19 protein-coding genes are annotated in these 18,289 nt (G+C 59.8%); 12 read left to right on the plus strand and 7 right to left on the minus strand.

What is annotated here, in order from left to right:
• Positions 1-165: 165 nt before the first annotated feature.
• Genes QMX86_RS18870 through QMX86_RS18880 form a run of 3 tightly spaced genes read left to right on the plus strand, consistent with a single transcriptional unit; the run spans position 166 to position 2,010 of the window.
• Positions 166-663, plus strand: a complete 498-nt coding sequence (locus QMX86_RS18870) for a hypothetical protein (protein WP_016771225.1) — start codon at positions 166-168, stop codon at positions 661-663.
• Between the two features lie 15 nt (positions 664-678).
• The gene (locus QMX86_RS18875) at positions 679-1,455 is read left to right on the plus strand and encodes a class II glutamine amidotransferase (protein WP_024012022.1); all 777 of its coding nucleotides are present in this window, start codon (positions 679-681) and stop codon (positions 1,453-1,455) included.
• Positions 1,456-1,467: 12 nt separating this feature from the next.
• The gene (locus QMX86_RS18880; RefSeq protein ID WP_016771223.1) at positions 1,468-2,010 is read left to right on the plus strand and encodes a DUF2937 family protein; all 543 of its coding nucleotides are present in this window, start codon (positions 1,468-1,470) and stop codon (positions 2,008-2,010) included.
• A gap of 248 nt (positions 2,011-2,258) precedes the next feature.
• On the opposite strand, the gene QMX86_RS18885 is transcribed toward QMX86_RS18880, so the two are convergent.
• Positions 2,259-3,173: a LysR family transcriptional regulator gene (locus QMX86_RS18885; protein WP_282390406.1), complete on the minus strand. Its 915-nt coding sequence runs from the start codon at positions 3,171-3,173 to the stop codon at positions 2,259-2,261.
• A 159-nt stretch (positions 3,174-3,332) separates the two neighbouring features.
• On the opposite strand from QMX86_RS18885, the gene QMX86_RS18890 reads away from it, so the two are divergent.
• From QMX86_RS18890 to QMX86_RS18905, 4 genes are all read left to right on the plus strand, one after another.
• Complete coding sequence (locus QMX86_RS18890) at positions 3,333-4,619, plus strand: MFS transporter (RefSeq protein WP_071174695.1); 1,287 nt, start codon at positions 3,333-3,335, stop codon at positions 4,617-4,619.
• Positions 4,620-4,681: 62 nt separating this feature from the next.
• Positions 4,682-5,434 carry a 5-oxoprolinase subunit PxpA gene (locus tag QMX86_RS18895; protein WP_073472908.1) on the plus strand — a complete coding sequence of 251 codons (753 nt, stop codon included), beginning with the start codon at positions 4,682-4,684 and terminating at the stop codon, positions 5,432-5,434.
• Positions 5,431-6,135, plus strand: a complete 705-nt coding sequence (locus QMX86_RS18900; protein ID WP_122704797.1) for an allophanate hydrolase subunit 1 — start codon at positions 5,431-5,433, stop codon at positions 6,133-6,135. The genes QMX86_RS18895 and QMX86_RS18900 overlap by 4 nt, the downstream gene beginning before the upstream one ends.
• Complete coding sequence (locus tag QMX86_RS18905; RefSeq protein WP_282384679.1) at positions 6,132-7,055, plus strand: biotin-dependent carboxyltransferase family protein; 924 nt, start codon at positions 6,132-6,134, stop codon at positions 7,053-7,055. Before QMX86_RS18900 ends, QMX86_RS18905 begins: the two co-directional genes overlap by 4 nt.
• 88 nt (positions 7,056-7,143) lie before the next feature.
• Here QMX86_RS18905 and QMX86_RS18910 read toward each other — a convergent pair whose 3' ends face one another.
• Together QMX86_RS18910 and QMX86_RS18915 are read right to left on the minus strand one after the other, a co-directional pair.
• Positions 7,144-8,322, minus strand: coding sequence for a VWA domain-containing protein (locus tag QMX86_RS18910; RefSeq protein WP_016771218.1), 1,179 nt, complete (start codon positions 8,320-8,322; stop codon positions 7,144-7,146).
• A gap of 12 nt (positions 8,323-8,334) precedes the next feature.
• Entirely contained in the window at positions 8,335-9,180 is an 846-nt protein-coding gene (locus tag QMX86_RS18915) for a MoxR family ATPase (RefSeq protein WP_007911294.1), read from the minus strand.
• A gap of 226 nt (positions 9,181-9,406) precedes the next feature.
• On the opposite strand from QMX86_RS18915, the gene QMX86_RS18920 reads away from it, so the two are divergent.
• Positions 9,407-9,904 (plus strand): helix-turn-helix domain-containing protein, encoded by a 498-nt coding sequence (locus tag QMX86_RS18920; protein ID WP_110645012.1) that lies wholly within the window; start codon positions 9,407-9,409, stop codon positions 9,902-9,904.
• On the opposite strand, the gene QMX86_RS18925 is transcribed toward QMX86_RS18920, so the two are convergent.
• Complete coding sequence (locus QMX86_RS18925; protein ID WP_056783605.1) at positions 9,901-10,977, minus strand: DUF748 domain-containing protein; 1,077 nt, start codon at positions 10,975-10,977, stop codon at positions 9,901-9,903. The two genes, QMX86_RS18920 and QMX86_RS18925, sit on opposite strands and share 4 nt — an antisense overlap.
• A gap of 141 nt (positions 10,978-11,118) precedes the next feature.
• Here QMX86_RS18925 and cysK point away from each other — a divergent pair, with 141 nt between their 5' ends.
• Together cysK and QMX86_RS18935 are read left to right on the plus strand one after the other, a co-directional pair.
• Positions 11,119-12,093: a cysteine synthase A gene (cysK, locus tag QMX86_RS18930; RefSeq protein WP_282384675.1), complete on the plus strand. Its 975-nt coding sequence runs from the start codon at positions 11,119-11,121 to the stop codon at positions 12,091-12,093.
• 184 nt (positions 12,094-12,277) lie between these two features.
• Complete coding sequence (locus QMX86_RS18935; protein WP_110645014.1) at positions 12,278-13,216, plus strand: aspartyl/asparaginyl beta-hydroxylase domain-containing protein; 939 nt, start codon at positions 12,278-12,280, stop codon at positions 13,214-13,216.
• A gap of 55 nt (positions 13,217-13,271) precedes the next feature.
• Here the strand turns inward: QMX86_RS18935 and QMX86_RS18940 are convergent, their stop codons facing one another.
• Positions 13,272-13,433, minus strand: a complete 162-nt coding sequence (locus tag QMX86_RS18940; RefSeq protein WP_016771212.1) for a hypothetical protein — start codon at positions 13,431-13,433, stop codon at positions 13,272-13,274.
• A gap of 35 nt (positions 13,434-13,468) precedes the next feature.
• Positions 13,469-13,891, minus strand: coding sequence for a hypothetical protein (locus QMX86_RS18945; protein ID WP_319636907.1), 423 nt, complete (start codon positions 13,889-13,891; stop codon positions 13,469-13,471).
• Between the two features lie 551 nt (positions 13,892-14,442).
• On the opposite strand from QMX86_RS18945, the gene QMX86_RS18950 reads away from it, so the two are divergent.
• A complete protein-coding gene (locus QMX86_RS18950; protein ID WP_122505874.1) occupies positions 14,443-15,306 on the plus strand; it encodes a DMT family transporter in 864 nt (287 codons plus the stop codon).
• Between the two features lie 115 nt (positions 15,307-15,421).
• Here the strand turns inward: QMX86_RS18950 and QMX86_RS18955 are convergent, their stop codons facing one another.
• Positions 15,422-16,330: a DMT family transporter gene (locus QMX86_RS18955; protein ID WP_122704787.1), complete on the minus strand. Its 909-nt coding sequence runs from the start codon at positions 16,328-16,330 to the stop codon at positions 15,422-15,424.
• A 214-nt stretch (positions 16,331-16,544) separates the two neighbouring features.
• Between QMX86_RS18955 and aceK the strand changes: the two genes are divergently transcribed.
• The gene (gene aceK, locus QMX86_RS18960; RefSeq protein WP_282390407.1) at positions 16,545-18,266 is read left to right on the plus strand and encodes a bifunctional isocitrate dehydrogenase kinase/phosphatase; all 1,722 of its coding nucleotides are present in this window, start codon (positions 16,545-16,547) and stop codon (positions 18,264-18,266) included.
• Positions 18,267-18,289: the final 23 nt, after the last annotated feature.

Below are 18,289 nucleotides of genomic sequence, written 5' to 3' on the forward strand. Positions count from 1 at the left end.
GCGAGCTTGCTCGCGAAGGCGTCCTGGCAGATGACTTTTGCTGCAATGACACACCGCATTCGCGAGCAAGCTCGCTCCCACAGGGATAACAGTGGCCGTCTGGTATTGGGACAAGCCGCATGGGCGAAAAGTCGTTACTATAAGCGCCAATTTGCCTGCCTTGCCATGGACACCATGACCGAGAACGACTATCTGATCGCCTGGGGCCTTTACGCCTTTGCCGCCGTGGGCTGCCTGCTGGTATGGATGCGCCTGACCACCTGGATGTGGCGCTGGCTGCGCGAGCCGCTGCGTGTGCTGATGGCGGTGTTGCTGTTCAGCCCGACCATCGTCGATCCGGTGAAAGCCAAAGTGGCACCGGCCATCGCCATCACCGCCCTGGACATGCTGTTCAAGGTCGGCAACAACGCCTGGCGCGCGGTTTCCGATCTGTTCATGTACGGCATGATCGCCTTCGGGGTGTATCTGGTTTTTGTCTTGATCCGCCTGCCGATCGAGCGTGCCTCGACAGCCCGGCGTGAACGCGCCGAGGCCGCCAAGGCCGCCGCCCGTGCCGAGGAGCGCGACGACGATCAGCCATTCGGTGGCGCCGGTGACGACCGCTACGGCCGCCCGCCAGTACCGAACAATCCGCAGCGTATGCGGGTCGAGCCGCGTCTGTAACCCGAGAGTCCGCACATGTGTGAATTATTGGGCATGAGTGCCAACGTGCCGACCGACATCGTGTTCAGCTTCACCGGCCTGATGCAGCGCGGCGGCCGCACCGGACCGCACCGCGACGGCTGGGGCATTGCCTTCTACGAAGGGCGCGGCTTGCGTCTGTTTCAGGACCCGGCGGCGAGCAGCGAGTCGGAAGTGGCCAATCTGGTGCAGCGTTATCCGATCAAGAGCGAAGTGGTCATCGGCCACATCCGCCAGGCCAATGTCGGCAAGGTCTGCCTGTCCAACACCCACCCGTTCGTCCGCGAACTGTGGGGGCGCAACTGGTGCTTCGCGCACAACGGCCAGCTCGCCGACTTCACTCCGATCAAGAGTTTCTACCGCCCGGTCGGCGATACCGACAGCGAAGCGGCATTCTGCGACCTGCTCAACCGGGTACGCGCAGCCTTCCCCGAACCGGTGGATATCGAAGTGCTGCTGCCGGATCTGGTCGCGGCTTGCGCTGAATATCGCAGTAAGGGCGTGTTCAATTGCCTGCTCAGCGACGGCGACTGGCTGTTCTGTTACTGCTCGACCAAACTCGCTCAGATCACCCGCCGCGCACCGTTCGGCCCGGCGCGGCTCAAGGATGTCGATGTGATCGTCGATTTCCAGGCCGAAACCACGCCCAACGACGTGGTCACGGTGATTGCCACCGAGCCTTTGACCGAAAACGAAACCTGGACCCGCTACGAACCGGGCCAATGGAGCCTGTGGCGACGCGGCGAATGCGTCAGCCAGGGCAAGACCGAATAAGGATTTGCACCCATGTTGCTCAGTTATCTACGGCTGGTGTTGTTTGCGGCGGGCCTGTTGATCGGTGTCCAGGTGCCGGGGTTCATCAACGATTACGCGCAACGTGTCGAAGCGCACCTGATCGAAGCGCAGACCGGTCTGCGTGGTTTCCAGGGCACGGCGGATCAGTTTTTCAAAGGCGATATGCAGGCGCTGGTCGCACATTACCGGGCCAGCGAAGACCCGATTTTCCGCAGCGATGCCGACAGCCTGAACACCTTGCTCACCCGCCAGGTCGCGCTGGACAAGCAATTCCAGGCGATGCAAGGCCCGTGGTATGTGCGCTTCCTGCAAGTGGTGCTGGCCGCCGATCCGGATATTCGCAAGGAAACCTGGAACGGTTACAGCTATCAGATCCTGCTGACGCCCGAGGCGATGATCTGGGGCATGAGCGGCGCATTGCTGCTGTCGTTCGGCATCGAATGCCTGTTCCGCCTGATCGACTGGGTCGTCCTCGGCGGCCGCCGCCTGCGCCAGAGCCGACCGATCGAAGATCGCGACGTCCGCGGTTTGTAAAACCTGCTCAATCCCCTCTCGCAACAGAGGCCTTATGGCATGGGGGATTCTGTGGCGAGTGGGCTCTGTGGTGAATGGGCTATGGGGGAGTGGGTTCTGTGGTGAATGAGTTCTGTGGCGAGGGGATTTATCCCCGTTGGGCTGCGCAGCAGCCCCAAAACCTGCAAATGCGGTACCTCTGAAAGACCGCGTTGGCCGCAATCACGACTGCTGCGCAGCCGAGCGGGGATAAATCCCCTCGCCACTAATCATCCAGTGAGGGTGATGCAGTCCTTGCCGACCTTGTGCGCATACCCCGCTAGCACCTGCTGACACAACGTCACAATCTCCTCGACCCACTCAACCCCGACCCGCCACGACACCACCACCGGCAGATTCGCCGGCCGCTGCTCGATGTCGAGCAAGATCAATTCGCCACGCGCCAGTTCCTCGGCCACCAGCACCGGCGGCAGCGCGCCGATACCGAAGCCATCGCGCAACAACCGGGTGATCGCTGACACCGAATTCACGCAATTCAAGCGTGGCGCCATGACGCCGTTGGCCTGCATCAGGGCGACGATATCCTGATGCGGTCGTGAGTTTTTCGAGTAGGTGATGATCCGCTCCTGCGCCAGTTCGGCGAGGTCGGCGTAGTCGCGGTTGTAGATCGAATTGCTGGCGACGATCCAGCCCAGCGGATGGCTGGCCAACTCTAGGCTGCGCACGCTTTCGTGGCGGATCAGATCGGTTTGCAACACCAGATCGAGAAAGCCCTTTTGCAGCTGATCGCAGATGTTCAGCGCGGTATCTGCGACCAACTCGATCTCCACCCGTGGATACAGATCGGTCATCTGCGCCACCAGCGGGCTGAGCCATGTATGAATCACCGTGTCCATCACGCCGATCCGCACCCGGCCGACCTTGCTCGAACGGGTCTCGATCGACTGCTTCAGCGCCGCCATGGTGTCGAGCATCTGCTCGGCATAGTCGAGCACTTTCAGGCCTTCCGGGGTCAGGCTGACGCCGCGTGAGTCGCGCAGAAACAGCTTCACGCCGAGCTCGCCTTCGAGCACCGCAATGCGGCTGGAAATCGACGCCTGGGTGGTGAACAGCTTGTCGGCGGTCAGGCGAAAACTCTTCAGGCGCGCGACCCAGACAAAGGTCTCGAGAAACTTCAGATTCATGGACAAGGCTCGGCTGACAAATTTTTCTTATGCCTAAGGCGGGTTTTTATTCGTTGGACGGCGCAGGGCAGGGCGACGAAAAATCGGCGCATCCGGTTCCCACGATAGGCGTCGTCGGAGCTTCGAACAAGACCAATAAAAGCCCTGCGGAGATTTGCCATGAGTGCTCCCGACACCCTCCCGTTATCCAAGCCAGTGACGCGCCCCGGGCCGTTCGACTGGTATCGCAACATCAACCAGCAGGAGCGCCGCACGTTCTGGAGCTGCAAGATCGGCTACGGTCTGGACGGCATGGACACGCAGATGCTCAGCTTCGTTGTGCCGACGCTGATCGCGATGTGGGGCATCACCACTGGCGAAGCGGGGCTGATTCACACCAGCACCCTCATTGCCTCGGCCATCGGCGGTTGGGTCGCCGGGATCCTCTCCGACCGCATCGGCCGCGTGCGCACCCTGCAACTGACAGTGCTGTGGTTCGCCTTCTTCACCTTCCTCTGCGGCTTCGCGCAAAACTACGAACAATTGCTGATCGCGCGCACCCTGATGGGCTTCGGTTTCGGCGGTGAATGGACCGCCGGCGCGGTGCTGATCGGTGAAGTGATCCGCGCCAAGGATCGCGGCAAAGCGGTGGGCATGGTGCAATCCGGCTGGGCGCTGGGCTGGGGCCTGACGGCGATTCTGTACGCGTTGCTGTTCTCGGTGCTGCCAGCGGAAGACGCCTGGCGCGCGCTGTTCATCCTTGGCATCGTGCCGGCGATATTCGTGATTTTTGTCCGTCGCCTGGTAAAAGATCCGGAAATCTATCGCGAAGCCAAAGCAGCACAAACACCAGAGAACCCGGCGAAGTTCTACGAGATCTTTGCCCCCGGCATGCTCTTCACCACGTTTCGCGCTTCCTTGCTGACCACCGGTGCGCTGGGCGGTTACTACGCGATCACCTCCTGGCTGCCGACTTTCCTCAAGAACGAACGTGGCTTGAGCGTGCTCGGCACCGGCGGTTATCTGGCGATGGTGATCGTCGGTTCCTACGTCGGCTATGTGATCAGCGCGTATCTGACCGACCTGCTCGGGCGGAAAAAGAATTTCATCTTGTTCGCGGTCGGCTCGTTCACCATCGTTCTGCTCTACACGCAGATGCCGGTCAGCAACGGCGTGATGCTGTGGCTGGGCTTTCCGCTGGGCTTCTTCGCTTCGGGGATTTTCAGCGGCATGGGCGCGTTTCTGACTGAATTGTTCCCCACGCGGATTCGCGGCTCGGGTCAGGGTTTCTGCTACAACATCGGCCGCGCACTGGCGGCGTTGTTTCCGCTGCTGATCGGCCTGCTCAGCCAGAAAGTGCCATTGAGCATGGGCATCGGCGCCTTCGCGGCGGTGTCTTACGGCGTGGTGATTCTGGCGGCGCTGAGCCTGCCGGAAACCCGTGGCAAGCAACTCGACGCGCAGTAACTGATACCCTGCGCAGAAGTCTCCTACAGATAAAAAGACCAGCAGCTACAGGAGTGTTCACCGTGAGCCGCCTGCTATTGAATTGCGACATTGGCGAGAGCTTCGGCAGCTGGACCATGGGTCTGGACGCCGAGGTCATGCCCTTCATCGATTGCGCCAACATCGCCTGCGGTTTCCATGCTGGCGACCCGAGCATCATGCGCAAAACCGTGGCGCTGGCCCTCGAACACGGCGTGCAGATTGGCGCGCACCCGGCCTATCAGGATCTGGTCGGATTCGGCCGGCGCTCCATGGCCTATTCCGCGCAAGAGCTGCAGGACATCCTGCATTACCAGATCGGTGCCCTCGACGGCATCTGCAAGGCGCAGGGCGGACGTGTGAGTTACGTCAAACCCCACGGCGCGATGTACAACGACATGATGGCCAACCCGGCGCAATTGCGCGCGGTAGTGCAGGCCGTGGCCGCGTATGACCGCAGCCTGCCGCTGATGTTGATGGCGACCCGAGACAACGCTGCGGCGCAGCAGATCGGCGATGAATACGGCGTAACTCTTTGGTTTGAAGCGTTCGCCGATCGTGCCTATGACAGTGGCGGCCGGCTGGTCTCACGGCAACTGCCGGGCGCCGTGCATCACGATGCCGAAAAAATCATCGAGCAAGCGCTGACCATCGCCCGTGGCGGCGAACTCAGCGCCAGCGATGGCAGCGCCTTGATCCTGCGCGCCAATACATTGTGTGTACACGGCGACAACGCCAGTTCCGTGGCCGCCGTGCGGCGTATTCGTCAGGCCTTGCAGCAGTCGAGTGCGTCATGAATCCACGGGTTGAAGTGGTGGCGCTGGATTGCCTGATGCTGCGTCTGTTCGATGACATCGCCGAAGCCAACATGCCGTGGATGCTCGCCGCCAGCGAGCGCTTGCGCACGGCGTTTGGTGCACAACTGATCGATCTGGTGCCGTCCTACACGACGTTGATGGTGCATTACGATCTGACGCTGTTGAGTCCTGCTCAGGCGCGTGACTTGATCGCCGAAGCGCTGGTCGATCTGGCGCCGAATGCGCGAAGCGCTGGGCAGTGCCACGTCTTGCCGGTCTGGTACGACTTGAGTGTCGGCCCGGAACTGAGCCTGTTGGCCGAACGCAGCGGGCTGGCGGTGAAGGAGGTGATTCGTCGCCACAGCGCACGGGAATATCAGGTGTTCGCCCTTGGCTTTGCGCCGGGTTTTGCCTTCATGGGCCTGGTCGAAGAAATGCTCGCCGCGCCGCGCTTGAACACACCGCGCAAGAAAGTCGCGGCCGGCAGCGTCGGTATCGCCGAGCGGCAGACCGCAGCGTATCCGGTGGTCTCACCCGGTGGCTGGAACCTGATCGGGCGCACCCCGGCAAAACTCTTCGATCGCCATCGCGACGGCTACAGCCTGATGCAACCCGGCGACACGGTGCGCTTCGAAGCGGTCGACCACGCCGAATTCATACGCTTGGGCGGCGACGACACTCCACTGGAGGCGTTGCCATGAGTCGATTGACGATCGAAGCCAGCACGCCGCTGTGCCTGTTGCAGGACGCCGGGCGGTTTGGCGTGCGACATCTGGGCGTGACCCAGGGCGGCGCGGCGGATTGGTGTTCCATGAGCTGGGCCAATTGGCTATTGGGCAATGAACTGGATGCGGCGGTAGTTGAAATCACCCTCGGCGGGTTTGCCGTGGTGGCTGAAGAGAATTGCCTGTTGGCGCTGGCGGGAGCGGATCTCGGCGCGCAGATCGACGGCCAACCGCTGGCGCCGTGGCGCAGTTTCCGGTTGGCGAAAGGGCAGACATTGCGGATTAGCCAACCCTTGCTCGGCGCCCGGGCTTATCTGGCCGCGCCCGGTGGGTTTGCTGCGCCCAAGGTACTGGGCAGCAGTGCCACGGTACTGCGAGAAGAATTGGGCGGACTTGATGGCATGGGCCTTCCGCTCGCCAAAGGGGCGGCGCTCGGTTACAGCGGCGAAGCGTCAGCGGTGCGCGAAATGCCTTCGGCGCTGCGGCCGGATTTCAAAACGCATGCGCCTTTGGACTTGGTGCTCGGAGCTCAGATCGGCCAGTTCAGCGGGCAGAGCCTGTTCGATGTGTTCAACAGAACCTGGACCATCGACAGTCGCGCCGACCGCATGGGCATCCGCCTGCTCGGCGCGCCGCTGCAATATCAGGGTGCGCCGATGATTTCAGAGGGCATTCCCTTGGGCGCTGTGCAGGTACCGCCGGACGGACAGCCGATTGTGTTGCTCAATGATCGCCAGACCATTGGCGGATACCCGCGCATGGGCGCGTTGACGCCGCTGTCGTTGGCGCGATTGGCGCAATGCCTGCCGGGAGCGAAGGTGAAATTGAGGCCGGTAGTGCAGGACGTCGCGCACCGCGAGCATGTCGAGTATTTGCAGCGCTTTAAAGATCGCTAAAAGCTTCGCGAGCAGGCTCGCTCCCACAGGTAAAAGCATTCCAATGTGGGAGCGAGCCTGCTCGTGAAGGCGTTCGTCGGGTTAACGATTATTTGGAAAGAAACCGCATCCCTTCCTCAAGCCCGCGCAACGTCAGCGGATACATCTGATCTTCGATCAGATCGCGGACGATGTTGGTCGACGAGGTATAGCCCCACGTGTCCTTCGGATACGGGTTGATCCAGATGAGCTTCTTGTATTTCTCCATGAAGCGCTGCATCCACACGTAACCCGGCTCTTCGTTCCAGTGCTCGACGCTGCCGCCAGCCTGGGTGATTTCGTAGGGCGCCATCGCGGCGTCACCGATAAAGATCACTTTGTAGTCGGCGCCGTACTTGTGCAGCAGATCCTGAGTCGAAGTGCGTTCGGAAGTGCGGCGCATGTTGTTCTTCCACACTGATTCATAAATGAAGTTGTGAAAGTAGAAGTACTCCAGGTGCTTGAACTCGGTCTTGCAGGCCGAGAACAATTCCTCACAGATCTTCACGTGCGCGTCCATCGAGCCGCCGATGTCGAACAACAGCAGCAGCTTCACCGTGTTGCGCCGTTCCGGGCGCATCTGGATGTTCAGCAGGCCGGCGTCCTTGGCGGTGTGGTCGATGGTGCCGTCGATGTCGAGTTCTTCCGCCGCACCCTGGCGAGCGAACTTGCGCAGACGACGCAGGGCGACCTTGATATTGCGTGTGCCCAGTTCCACCGAATCGTCGAGGTTCTTGTACTCGCGCTGATCCCAGACCTTGACCGCTTTGCCCTGACGCTTGCCGGCGTCGCCAACCCGGATGCCTTCAGGGTTGAAACCGCCGGAGCCGAACGGGCTGGTGCCGCCGGTGCCGATCCATTTGTTGCCGCCGGCGTGGCGTTCCTTCTGTTCTTCCAGACGCTTCTTGAACTCTTCGATGAGCTTGTCCAGCCCACCGAGGGACTGGATCTGCGCGCGTTCTTCGTCGCTCAGCGAGCGCTCGAATTCCTTGCGCAGCCAGTCCTCGGGAATCAGCGCCTGCAAGTGATCGTCGAGTTTCTCCAGGCCATTGAAGTAGGCGCCGAACGCGCGGTCGAACTTGTCGAAATGGCGTTCGTCCTTCACCAGGATCGCCCGCGACAAGTAATAGAACTCGTCCATGTCGGCGAAGGTCACGCGCTGTTTCAGCGCGTTGATCAGGTCGAGCAGCTCGCGCACCGACACCGGTACCTTGGCTGCACGCATTTCGTTGAACAGGTTGAGCAACATGGCAGCAGCCTCTTAGCGGGTGCCGCGCCGGCTCATGAACGCCAGGCGCTCAAGCAGTTGCACGTCCTGTTCGTTTTTCACCAGTGCGCCTGCCAGCGGCGGAATGGCTTTGGTCGGATCGCGCTCGCGCAGCACCGCTTCGCCGATATTGTCGGCCATCAGCAGTTTCAGCCAGTCGACCAGCTCGGATGTCGAAGGCTTTTTCTTCAGGCCCGGTACCTTGCGCACGTCGAAGAACACATCGAGCGCTTCGCTGACCAGGTCCTTTTTGATGTCCGGGTAGTGCACGTCGACGATTTTCTGCAGGGTAGTGCGGTCGGGGAAAGCGATGTAGTGGAAGAAGCAGCGGCGCAGGAAGGCGTCCGGCAGCTCTTTCTCGTTGTTGGATGTAATGATGATGATCGGGCGCTTCTTGGCCTTGATGGTCTCGTCGATCTCGTAAACGTAGAACTCCATCTTGTCGAGTTCTTGCAACAGGTCGTTGGGGAACTCGATGTCGGCCTTGTCGATTTCGTCGATCAGCAGAATCACCCGCTCCTCGGACTCGAAGGCTTCCCAGAGCTTGCCTTTCTTCAAGTAGTTGCGCACGTCGTGGACTTTTTCATTGCCCAGCTGCGAGTCGCGCAAACGGCTGACCGCGTCGTACTCGTACAGACCCTGATGGGCCTTGGTGGTGGACTTGATGTGCCAGGTGATCAGCTTGGCACCGAACGACTCGGCCAGTTGCTCGGCGAGCATGGTCTTGCCGGTGCCCGGCTCACCCTTGACCAGCAGCGGCCGTTCCAGGGTGATGGCGGCGTTGACCGCCAGCTTCAGGTCATCGGTGGCGACGTAGGCCTGGGTGCCTTCGAACTTCATCTGCAAATCCTCGAACGGTAACGCTGACCTTACGGGCAGGGCGGGGCGAAATAATCGGATAGCCCGACTATAACGCGCACGCCGGTCGACTGTGAACGCAGACGGCTTATTCAGTCTCTGAATGGAGCGTCACATGTTGACTCAGTCTCGGCGGATGGCCAGCATTCCGGTATCGCCGATTTGGCGATAGCCTTTCTGGCTCGGTTAGTAAAAAGGCAGAAAATCGATGTTACCCATGAAACGGCCGCGTCTGCGATCTGCGCACGTCCTGCCGGATTTCAGGTTGGCGCTGACATTTATCAATGGTCAGGAACTGACAGTTGATTTGGGGACGGATATTCATACTTATCCAGGTTTGCGGCCACTGCTTGATCGCGAAGTCTTTGCGACTGCCGCAGTCGGGGACGAGGGTTGGATCGTTGAATGGATTGAACCCGACGTACAGATCGGTGCAGACACCTTGTATATGGATGCGCTAGCGCAAAATGCCCAGGATGAGAACACGCGCATTTTTATCGATTGGCGCGCCCGTACCGGACTTTCTCTCAATGATGCGGCCGAAGCGCTCGGTGTGAGCGCTCGCAGCATCAGCCGTTACAGCAATGGGCGTGAAGCAGTGCCACGTTCTTTGGCGTTGGCCTGTCTGGGCTGGGATTCGCTGCAACAGCGTTCATCGATAGCGGCCGAAGACACAGGTCGATATGTCGTCAACCGCAAAAATTAACCCTCATCTGGCTTCGGCCGTTCGTACCGCGCATTGAATGCCTGGATGAAGCCATTGCGCAAAATCTGCAAAAACGCTTCGAAGGCGTTGACGTTCTGCTGGTGAACATTGCCGCTGAGTTCAACGCGGGTGGCGAACTGGTTTTTGTTCTGGTTTTTCAGCACGGTCTCGGTGCCGCCGACCAGCGCTTCCCAGATTGAGCGGAACAGGCCTTTGTTCTTGTTTTCGACGTCTTGCTGCCAGTTGAATACATCGACGTCGCGCAGCAGGGGTTTGATGTAGCCGGTGAGTCGGGCTTTCTCTGCCTTGGCTTCGATAACCACATCGCCGTGGCCGGCGTTGAAATCGAATTTGCCGTAGGCGGCGGCGAAGTCGTTCATGCGTTTGAGCTCGATGTCACGGGCGCGCAGGCGGAATTCGAAGTCTTCGAAGTTGCTCAGTGGATCGAAGGTGGCGGTGGTTTCCAATGGCGCGTGGCCCAGCAGCAACGCCTTGCCTTCAAAGCGCGCGTCGCGTTTGCCTTCCTTGTCGACCACATTGGTCAGGTTGTAGATGCTGGCGTTGACGTTGCTGGCATTCATGTTCACCGGCGGCTTGGAATTGAAATTGCGGAAGGTGATACGGCCGTCGTTGATCTGCACCTCATCGAGGGTGATCGGCAGTAGCTTGCCCAACTGCTCACGCCAGTCGGTGCCCTGACCGGTTTGCGAGTTCTGCTTGTTGGGGCCGCCGTCGACGAAGTTGATTTCGGGGTTGAGAAATTGCACCTGCGCGACCACGGCATGGTCGTACCAGAGCGAATGCCAGCTCACCGACAGGTCGATCAACGGCGCATCGACGAACGGCACCGGGACCTTGCCATCGACCTTGACGATCTTCAGGCCATTGATTTTGTAGGCGCCGCGCCATAGCGCGAGATCGACATCGGTGATCTGTCCACGGTAATCGCCCATGTCCGCGAGCTTGTCATTGAGGTAGTCGCGTACCAGATAGGGCAGGGCGAAATGCAGGGCGACCAGCAGCACCACGACACCCGCCAGGGTCCAGAGCGGCCAGCTGTAACGACGTTTCATGCCATTGTTCCTTCAAGAGTGTGGCTTGACGATTCAAAGCGATTGACTCCGCGCGTTTGCAGACGTTCGACCCGACTGGACTGTGATCGGCAACGGGCTTACCTTGGAAGGCTGAATTCAACGCTGCATAAGGACCCAGCCATGAGCCGTATTTACGCTGACAACGCCCACTCCATCGGTAATACGCCGCTGGTCCAGATCAACCGCATCGCGCCGCGCGGGGTCACCATCCTGGCCAAGATCGAGGGGCGCAACCCCGGTTACTCGGTCAAATGCCGAATCGGCGCCAACATGATCTGGGACGCCGAAAGCAGCGGCAGACTCAAGCCGGGCATGACCATTGTCGAGCCGACTTCCGGTAACACCGGTATCGGTCTGGCCTTCGTTGCCGCTGCGCGTGGTTACAAGTTGATGCTGACCATGCCAGCGTCGATGAGCATCGAGCGCCGCAAGGTTCTGAAAGCCTTGGGCGCGGAACTGGTGTTGACCGAGCCGGCCCAGGGCATGAAGGGCGCCATCGAGAGAGCCGCGGAAATCGTCGCCAGCGATGCCGATAAATATTTCATGCCGGCGCAATTCGATAACCCGGCCAACCCGGCGATTCACGAAAAGACCACCGGCCCGGAAATCTGGAACGACACCGACGGCGCCGTGGATGTGCTGGTGGCTGGCGTAGGTACCGGCGGAACCATTACCGGTGTCTCGCGGTATATCAAGAACACCGCCGGTAAACCGATTCTGTCGGTGGCCGTCGAGCCGGCATCTTCGCCCGTCATCACCCAGGCTCTGGCCGGTGCCGAAATCAAGCCGAGCCCGCACAAGATTCAGGGCATTGGCGCCGGTTTTGTACCGAAGAATCTTGATCTGTCGATGGTCGATCGCGTCGAGCAGGTGACCGATGAAGAATCCAAGGCCATGGCTCTGCGCCTGATGCAGGAAGAGGGGATTTTGTGCGGCATTTCCTGCGGTGCTGCCATGGCGGTGGCGGTGCGTCTGGCGGAGAAACCAGAGATGCAGGGCAAAACCATCGTCGTGGTGCTGCCGGATTCGGGTGAGCGTTATCTGTCGAGCATGCTGTTCAGTGACCTGTTTACCGAGCAGGAGAACCAGCAGTAATCCGGTTGATTCAGGTCAGCCAGGGTTCAGGCGCTGCATGTTAATAAAGGCTTTGTTGCGTAATGCTTAACACTGAATCTTGTGTCAGGCGGGTTTTTCCCGGAGCCGGTAGTGTTTATCATGGCCGGCTGCCATGCCGGGAAAAGGGCATTGCGCAGCGTTGTCTTTATTCAAGGAGTCGTTGATGACCGTTTCGTTTGCCGCCAAGGCGTTTGTGCTGTTGCTGTTTTTGGGCAGCACGCTCTATGTGCATTTGCGCGGCAAGGCGCGTTTGCCGGTATTGCGCCAATTCGTCAACCACTCCGCACTGTTCGCTCCGTACAACGCGTTGATGTACCTGTTTTCCGCAGTGCCATCCAGACCGTATCTGGATCGCAGCAAGTTTCCGGAGCTGGATGTACTGCGCGACAACTGGGAAACCATTCGCGACGAAGCCATGCACTTGTTCGACGAAGGCTACATTCGCGCTGCCGAAAAGAATAACGATGCCGGTTTCGGTTCGTTTTTCAAGAAGGGCTGGAAGCGTTTCTATCTGAAGTGGTACGACAAACCGCTGCCATCGGCCGAAGCCCTGTGCCCGAAAACCGTGGCGCTGGTCAGTGCCATACCCAACGTAAAGGGCGCGATGTTCGCGCTGCTGCCGGGCGGCAGTCACCTCAATCCGCACCGTGACCCGTTCGCCGGCTCCCTGCGTTATCACCTCGGCCTGTCGACACCCAACTCCGACGATTGCCGGATCTTCGTCGACGGTCAGGTCTATGCCTGGCGCGACGGCGATGACGTGATGTTCGACGAGACTTACGTGCACTGGGTCAAGAATGAAACCGCTCAGACTCGAGTGATTCTGTTCTGTGACATCGAACGCCCGCTGAGCAACCGCCTGATGACCGGGATCAACCGCTTCATCAGCGGCTGGCTCGGCCGCGCCACCGCGCCGCAGAATCTGGACGACGAACGCGTTGGCGGCATCAACCAGGCCTATGCCTGGAGCAAGAACTTCAGCGACCGTTTCAGCGGCGTGGTCAAGCAGTGGAAGCGCCGCCATCCCAAGGCCTACAGGGTAATGCGCCCGGTGCTGGCGGTGCTTGTGCTGACGTTGCTGGGGTATTGGTTGTTTGGTTGAGGCTGGAACAGACAATAGAAAACCGCTCTTCGGGAGCGGTTTTTTATTGATGGGTTCAAGGACGGCCGGCGAGCAGGTTGGGCTCGGTCACGTCGGTTCCGTTTTCAAGGACCTGCAGAAAACGGCGCTGATTCGCGGATAACTCCAGTCGATCAAGCTTTTCCACCGGCTCGCGCAATTCCTTCTTGCTTGGGGATTTTCTTACGACTTTGCGCATACTCCCTCCCTCGCTGGTCAATAAATGAACAGATGTCACGATACTTTACTCTCCACTGGTAGAACAAGGCGACCTTGCACATCAAATGTGAAGCCGAGTTGTTGATAAACCGGAATGGCTCCCGGCATAGGTTCCTGAACTTCGATGACTTGGCTGCCAATAATTCGGGCGAATTCGTCGATGGCGAGCAATGCCAAAGCGGCTATTCGGTTTTTCAGCGGGTGAGCCTTTCCGGGTTTGCCCTCCAGTCGCACGATGCGAATCCGCTGGCGGCTATTGTTGGGATTTGCGAAGCATAGCCCGCAGAGCTCTTGTTCAAACCAGATTGCGATATCCAGAGACAGAGGTTCTCGAGCTTTCCAGACGACGACGTCTTCCCACGAGAAAATCGGGTCGTCCCAAGACTGATAAACTGCGAGTGCTTCAGCATCAATAGGCTCAAAGCGGACTTCAGACATGTCGGCTCCCGAAATGCATCGCATCTGCGCAGTCGCAACACCCGCCCGCTTCCTCGCCTCCGACCGATAAATTTGATACCGCAAATACGTCCGTTCCCTTGGCATATGATCTCTTGCATTCCATGTCTCCTGACAATCCGTTGCCACGCCAATCACCCTAACCACCCGGCGCCAGACTGTCGCTACCGGCCCTTTGCCCAAGTCATTGCAATCTTTGTCCCGGGCTGGTTATAGTCAGTCCGCCTGAGCGCCATGCTCACGCCTTCATTTCCTCAATAAAGATCAGCATTCATGCCTGCATCCCTCATCAACGCGGTAGTCGATTCAGCGGTCAACGCTGGCGTCGTGCCGTGCGGGAATCGGCAGCCTGTGCAGATCAGTCATTACCCTCCACCTGTCAGTAGCACGCCGGTGTGCGCAGTCGTATCGCCGCCGGGCGTTGGTGTGCGGGGTTGATCGGCAGCTTCTGCTGACCCCTGCGCCCGCCAGAACAACCTACTGAATTTCAGCTTCGGCTGAGTTGGCTTCTTGCCTGACTACAGGTGGTATTCATGTTTGTCCTTTCGAAACAATCCGCGCTCGCGGCGACGTCCACGAGCCTGTTCGTTCTGCTGTGGAGCAGCGGGGCGATTTTCTCCAAATGGGGCCTGGCCCATGCTTCGCCCTTTGCCTTTCTGCTGATTCGCTTCGCCATCGCCCTGTGCGGGCTGGTCTTGCTGGCGCCGCTGCTGAGATTGAAGCTGCCCGAGGGCGGCAAGCCGATGCTGTTTGCGATCGCCACGGGATTGGTGTTGCTCGGGGCCTATCAGATCTTTTATCTGCTGGCGCTGGACTGCAAAGTCACGCCGGGGGTGATGGCCACTCTGATGGGCGTTCAGCCGATCCTTACCGTGGTCTTGATGGAACGGCAGCGTTCGGCGAGCCGCCTGTTCGGCCTGGCGCTGGGCCTGGCCGGGCTGGTCATGGTGGTTTACCAGGGCATCGGTCTGGCCGGAATGTCCTGGGCCGGCATGCTGTTCGGTTTGCTGGCGCTGGCGAGCATGACGCTCGGCTCGATCATGCAAAAACGCATCACCGACAATCCGCTCGGCACGCTGCCAGTGCAGTACCTGGCCGGCCTGTTGCTGTGCGCGATTTTCGTACCGTTCCAGCCGTTTCACTTCGAACACAGCGCAGGCTTCATTGTCCCGGTGTTATGGATGGGGCTGGTGGTTTCAGTGCTGGCGACGCTGTTGCTGTATCGACTGATCGCGCGGGGCAATCTGGTGAATGTCACCAGCCTGTTCTATCTGGTGCCGGCGGTGACGGCGGTGATGGATTACCTGATTTTCGGCAATCGGCTGGCGGCGTTGAGCGTGTTGGGAATGCTGCTGATTATTGTCGGGTTGGTATTTGTGTTCCGTAAAACCGGATAGCCGATAGGCAGGTGGCGCTTGTTGCGCCGCCTTTCGCGAGCAGGCTCGCTCCCACATTGGAATGTATTTTTCAGTGGGAGCGAGCCTGCTCGCGAATAACTGCGACACATACCCTCTAACGGGCTGGCACCTTCGCAGGCTTGACCACCGCCGGCTTCAACACCAGCCACAACGCTGCCGCAATCAGCACCCCGCCATAAATGTGCGCCATCGACAATGGCTCATCCAGCAGCAACGCCCCCCACAACACGCCGAACGGCGGGATCATGAAGGTCACGGTCATCGATTTCACCGGGCCGATCGAGCTGAGCAGGCGGAAGTAGATGATGTAGGCAAACGCCGTGCAACCCAGGCCCAGGCCGAGCAGTGACAGCCAGACCTGCCAGCCGCCCCAGCTGACCGGCGGCGCGGTGATGGTGCTGTAGGCGAACAGCGGCAGCAAAAACAACGTCGCCCCGAGCATGCTGCCCAGTGCCGACAAACGGCTGTCCAGCCCACCGGCCTGATCCAGCCAGCGCCGTGCAAGGAATCCGGCAAAGCCGTAGCAAGTGGTCGCCAGCAGGCAGGCGACCGCGCCCATCAGCAATTGCAGATCGAAGGCCACGGGACCGGCGCGTGTCAGCACGCCGACGCCGAACAGGCCGAGGAACACGCCGCTGAGCTTGGCCGCTGTGAGTTTTTCGCCGAAAAACAGGCCGCCAATCAGCACGCCCATCAGTGGCGTGGTGGCATTGAAGATCGCCGAGTAGCCGGCCGGCAATACTTGCGCCGCCACCGAATACAGCGTCGCCGGAATCCCCGAGTTGATTACGCCCAGCAGCATCACGGTCTTCAGCTTGCCCTTGAAATCCCAGCTGATGCGCATCAGCCCAAGGATCACCAGCAGCCCGGCAGCCGCGATCGACACGCGAAAGAACCCGGTCGGGATCGTGCCGATCACCGGGGCAATGATGCGCATGAACAGAAAACTCGCGCCCCAGATAGCGGCCAGCGACAACATACGGAAAATATCGACAGGGCTCACGGCGGGCTCCTTCCTTGATCGGGACGAGAGTGTTGCCGAGCGTCCGGATCATGGCAACCGCTATTCGGGCTTTTAATTCTGCCTTGGGATTAACCTGCGCGAGAAACACCGTCAACGGTCAGCGCTGTATCGGTTTTGGCAGAAATTGCGCTTTTCCTGCGAGCGCTTCCGTGACTAAGCTCAGACCAACCGAATTCCCGCCGAGGTTTCATTTATGTCGCAGCAATGGCCAGCCACCGAGATCGCCCGGATGATCCTCGCCGGCTTCGACGATTACCGCGAGCATTTCCGCCGCATCACCGACGGCGCGCGCGAGCGCTTCGAACAGGCGCGCTGGCAGGAGGCGCAGGTCGCCTCGGCGGCGCGGATCAGTCTGTACGAAGAAAAGGTTGGCGAAACCGTTGCTCGCCTGCGCGAGTATTTCAATGACGAAACACTGATGGACGTCAGCTGCTGGCCGCTGGTGAAAAGCGCCTACATCAGTGTGATTGACCTGCGCTTCGACGATGAGCTGTCCGAAACCTGGTACAACTCGATTTTCTGCGGGCTGTTCAGCCACGACCTGATCAGCGACGGCTGCATGTTCATCCACACCACGCGCCCGAGCCTGCGCCGCGCCCGCGCCGCGCAAACCCGTACGTACAAGCCGCAGGGCCAACTGTCCGGGATGCTCGCCAGCATCTTCGCCGACTACCGCTTCAGCGAAGATTACGCCGATCTGCCTGGCGACCTGCTGCGGCTCGAAGCACAACTGCGCGAGAATCTGCCGGACTGGGTGTGCAAGGACCCGGAGCTGAGTGTCGAGCTATTTTCCTCGGTGCTCTACCGCAACAAGGGCGCGTATCTGGTCGGGCGCATTTACACCCGCGATGAGCAATGGCCGTTGGTGATTCCGCTGTTGCACCGCGAAGGTCGGGGCATTCAGATCGATGCGTTGATCACCGACGAAGCCGATGTGTCGATAATCTTCTCTTTCACCCGTTCGTATTTCATGGTCGATGTACCGGTGCCGGCGGAGTTCATCGGTTTTCTGCGACGCATTCTGCCGGGCAAGCACATCGCCGAGCTGTACACCTCGATCGGCTTCTACAAGCACGGCAAGTCGGAGTTCTACCGCGCGCTGATCAATCACCTGGCCAACACCGACGATCAGTTCATCATGGCCCCGGGCGTGCGCGGCATGGTCATGAGCGTGTTTACCCTGCCGGGTTTCAACACCGTATTCAAAATCATCAAGGACCGCTTTTCGCCGTCGAAAAACGTCGACCGCGCCACGGTGATCGAAAAGTATCGGCTGGTGAAAAGCGTCGATCGGGTCGGGCGCATGGCCGATACCCAGGAATTTGCCGACTTTCGTTTTCCGCTGAGCAAGTTCGATCCGGCGTGTCTGGAGGAACTGCTAGAGGTCGCGCCGTCGACGGTTTCGGTCGAAGGCGAAACCGTGCTGATCCGCCACTGCTGGACCGAGCGGCGGATGACTCCGCTCAACCTGTATCTGGAAAACGCCAACGACGCGCAAGTGCGCGAAGCGCTGGAAGATTACGGTCTGGCGATCAAGCAATTGGCGGCGGCGAATATTTTTCCCGGCGACATGCTGCTGAAAAACTTCGGCGTCACCCGTCACGGGCGCGTGGTGTTTTACGACTACGACGAAATCTGCTTCCTGACCGAAGCCAACTTCCGCCACATCCCGCAACCGCGCACGCCGGAGGACGAAATGGCCTCCGAGCCGTGGTACTCGATTGGCCCGCTGGATGTATTCCCCGAGGAGTTTCCGCCGTTCCTGTTCGCCGATGCCGGGCAGCGGAAATTGTTCGATCAATTGCATGGCGAGTTGTACAACGCCGATTACTGGAAGGGCTTGCAGGAGGCGATTCGGGCGGGGAAGGTCATCGATGTCTTCCCATACCGGCGCAAGGGCCGCGATAACGAATAAATCCCCCTGAATACATTGTGGCG

The sequence above is a fragment of the Pseudomonas sp. PS01270 genome (assembly GCF_029959775.1).
Lineage (GTDB): Bacteria > Pseudomonadota > Gammaproteobacteria > Pseudomonadales > Pseudomonadaceae > Aquipseudomonas > Aquipseudomonas atacamensis.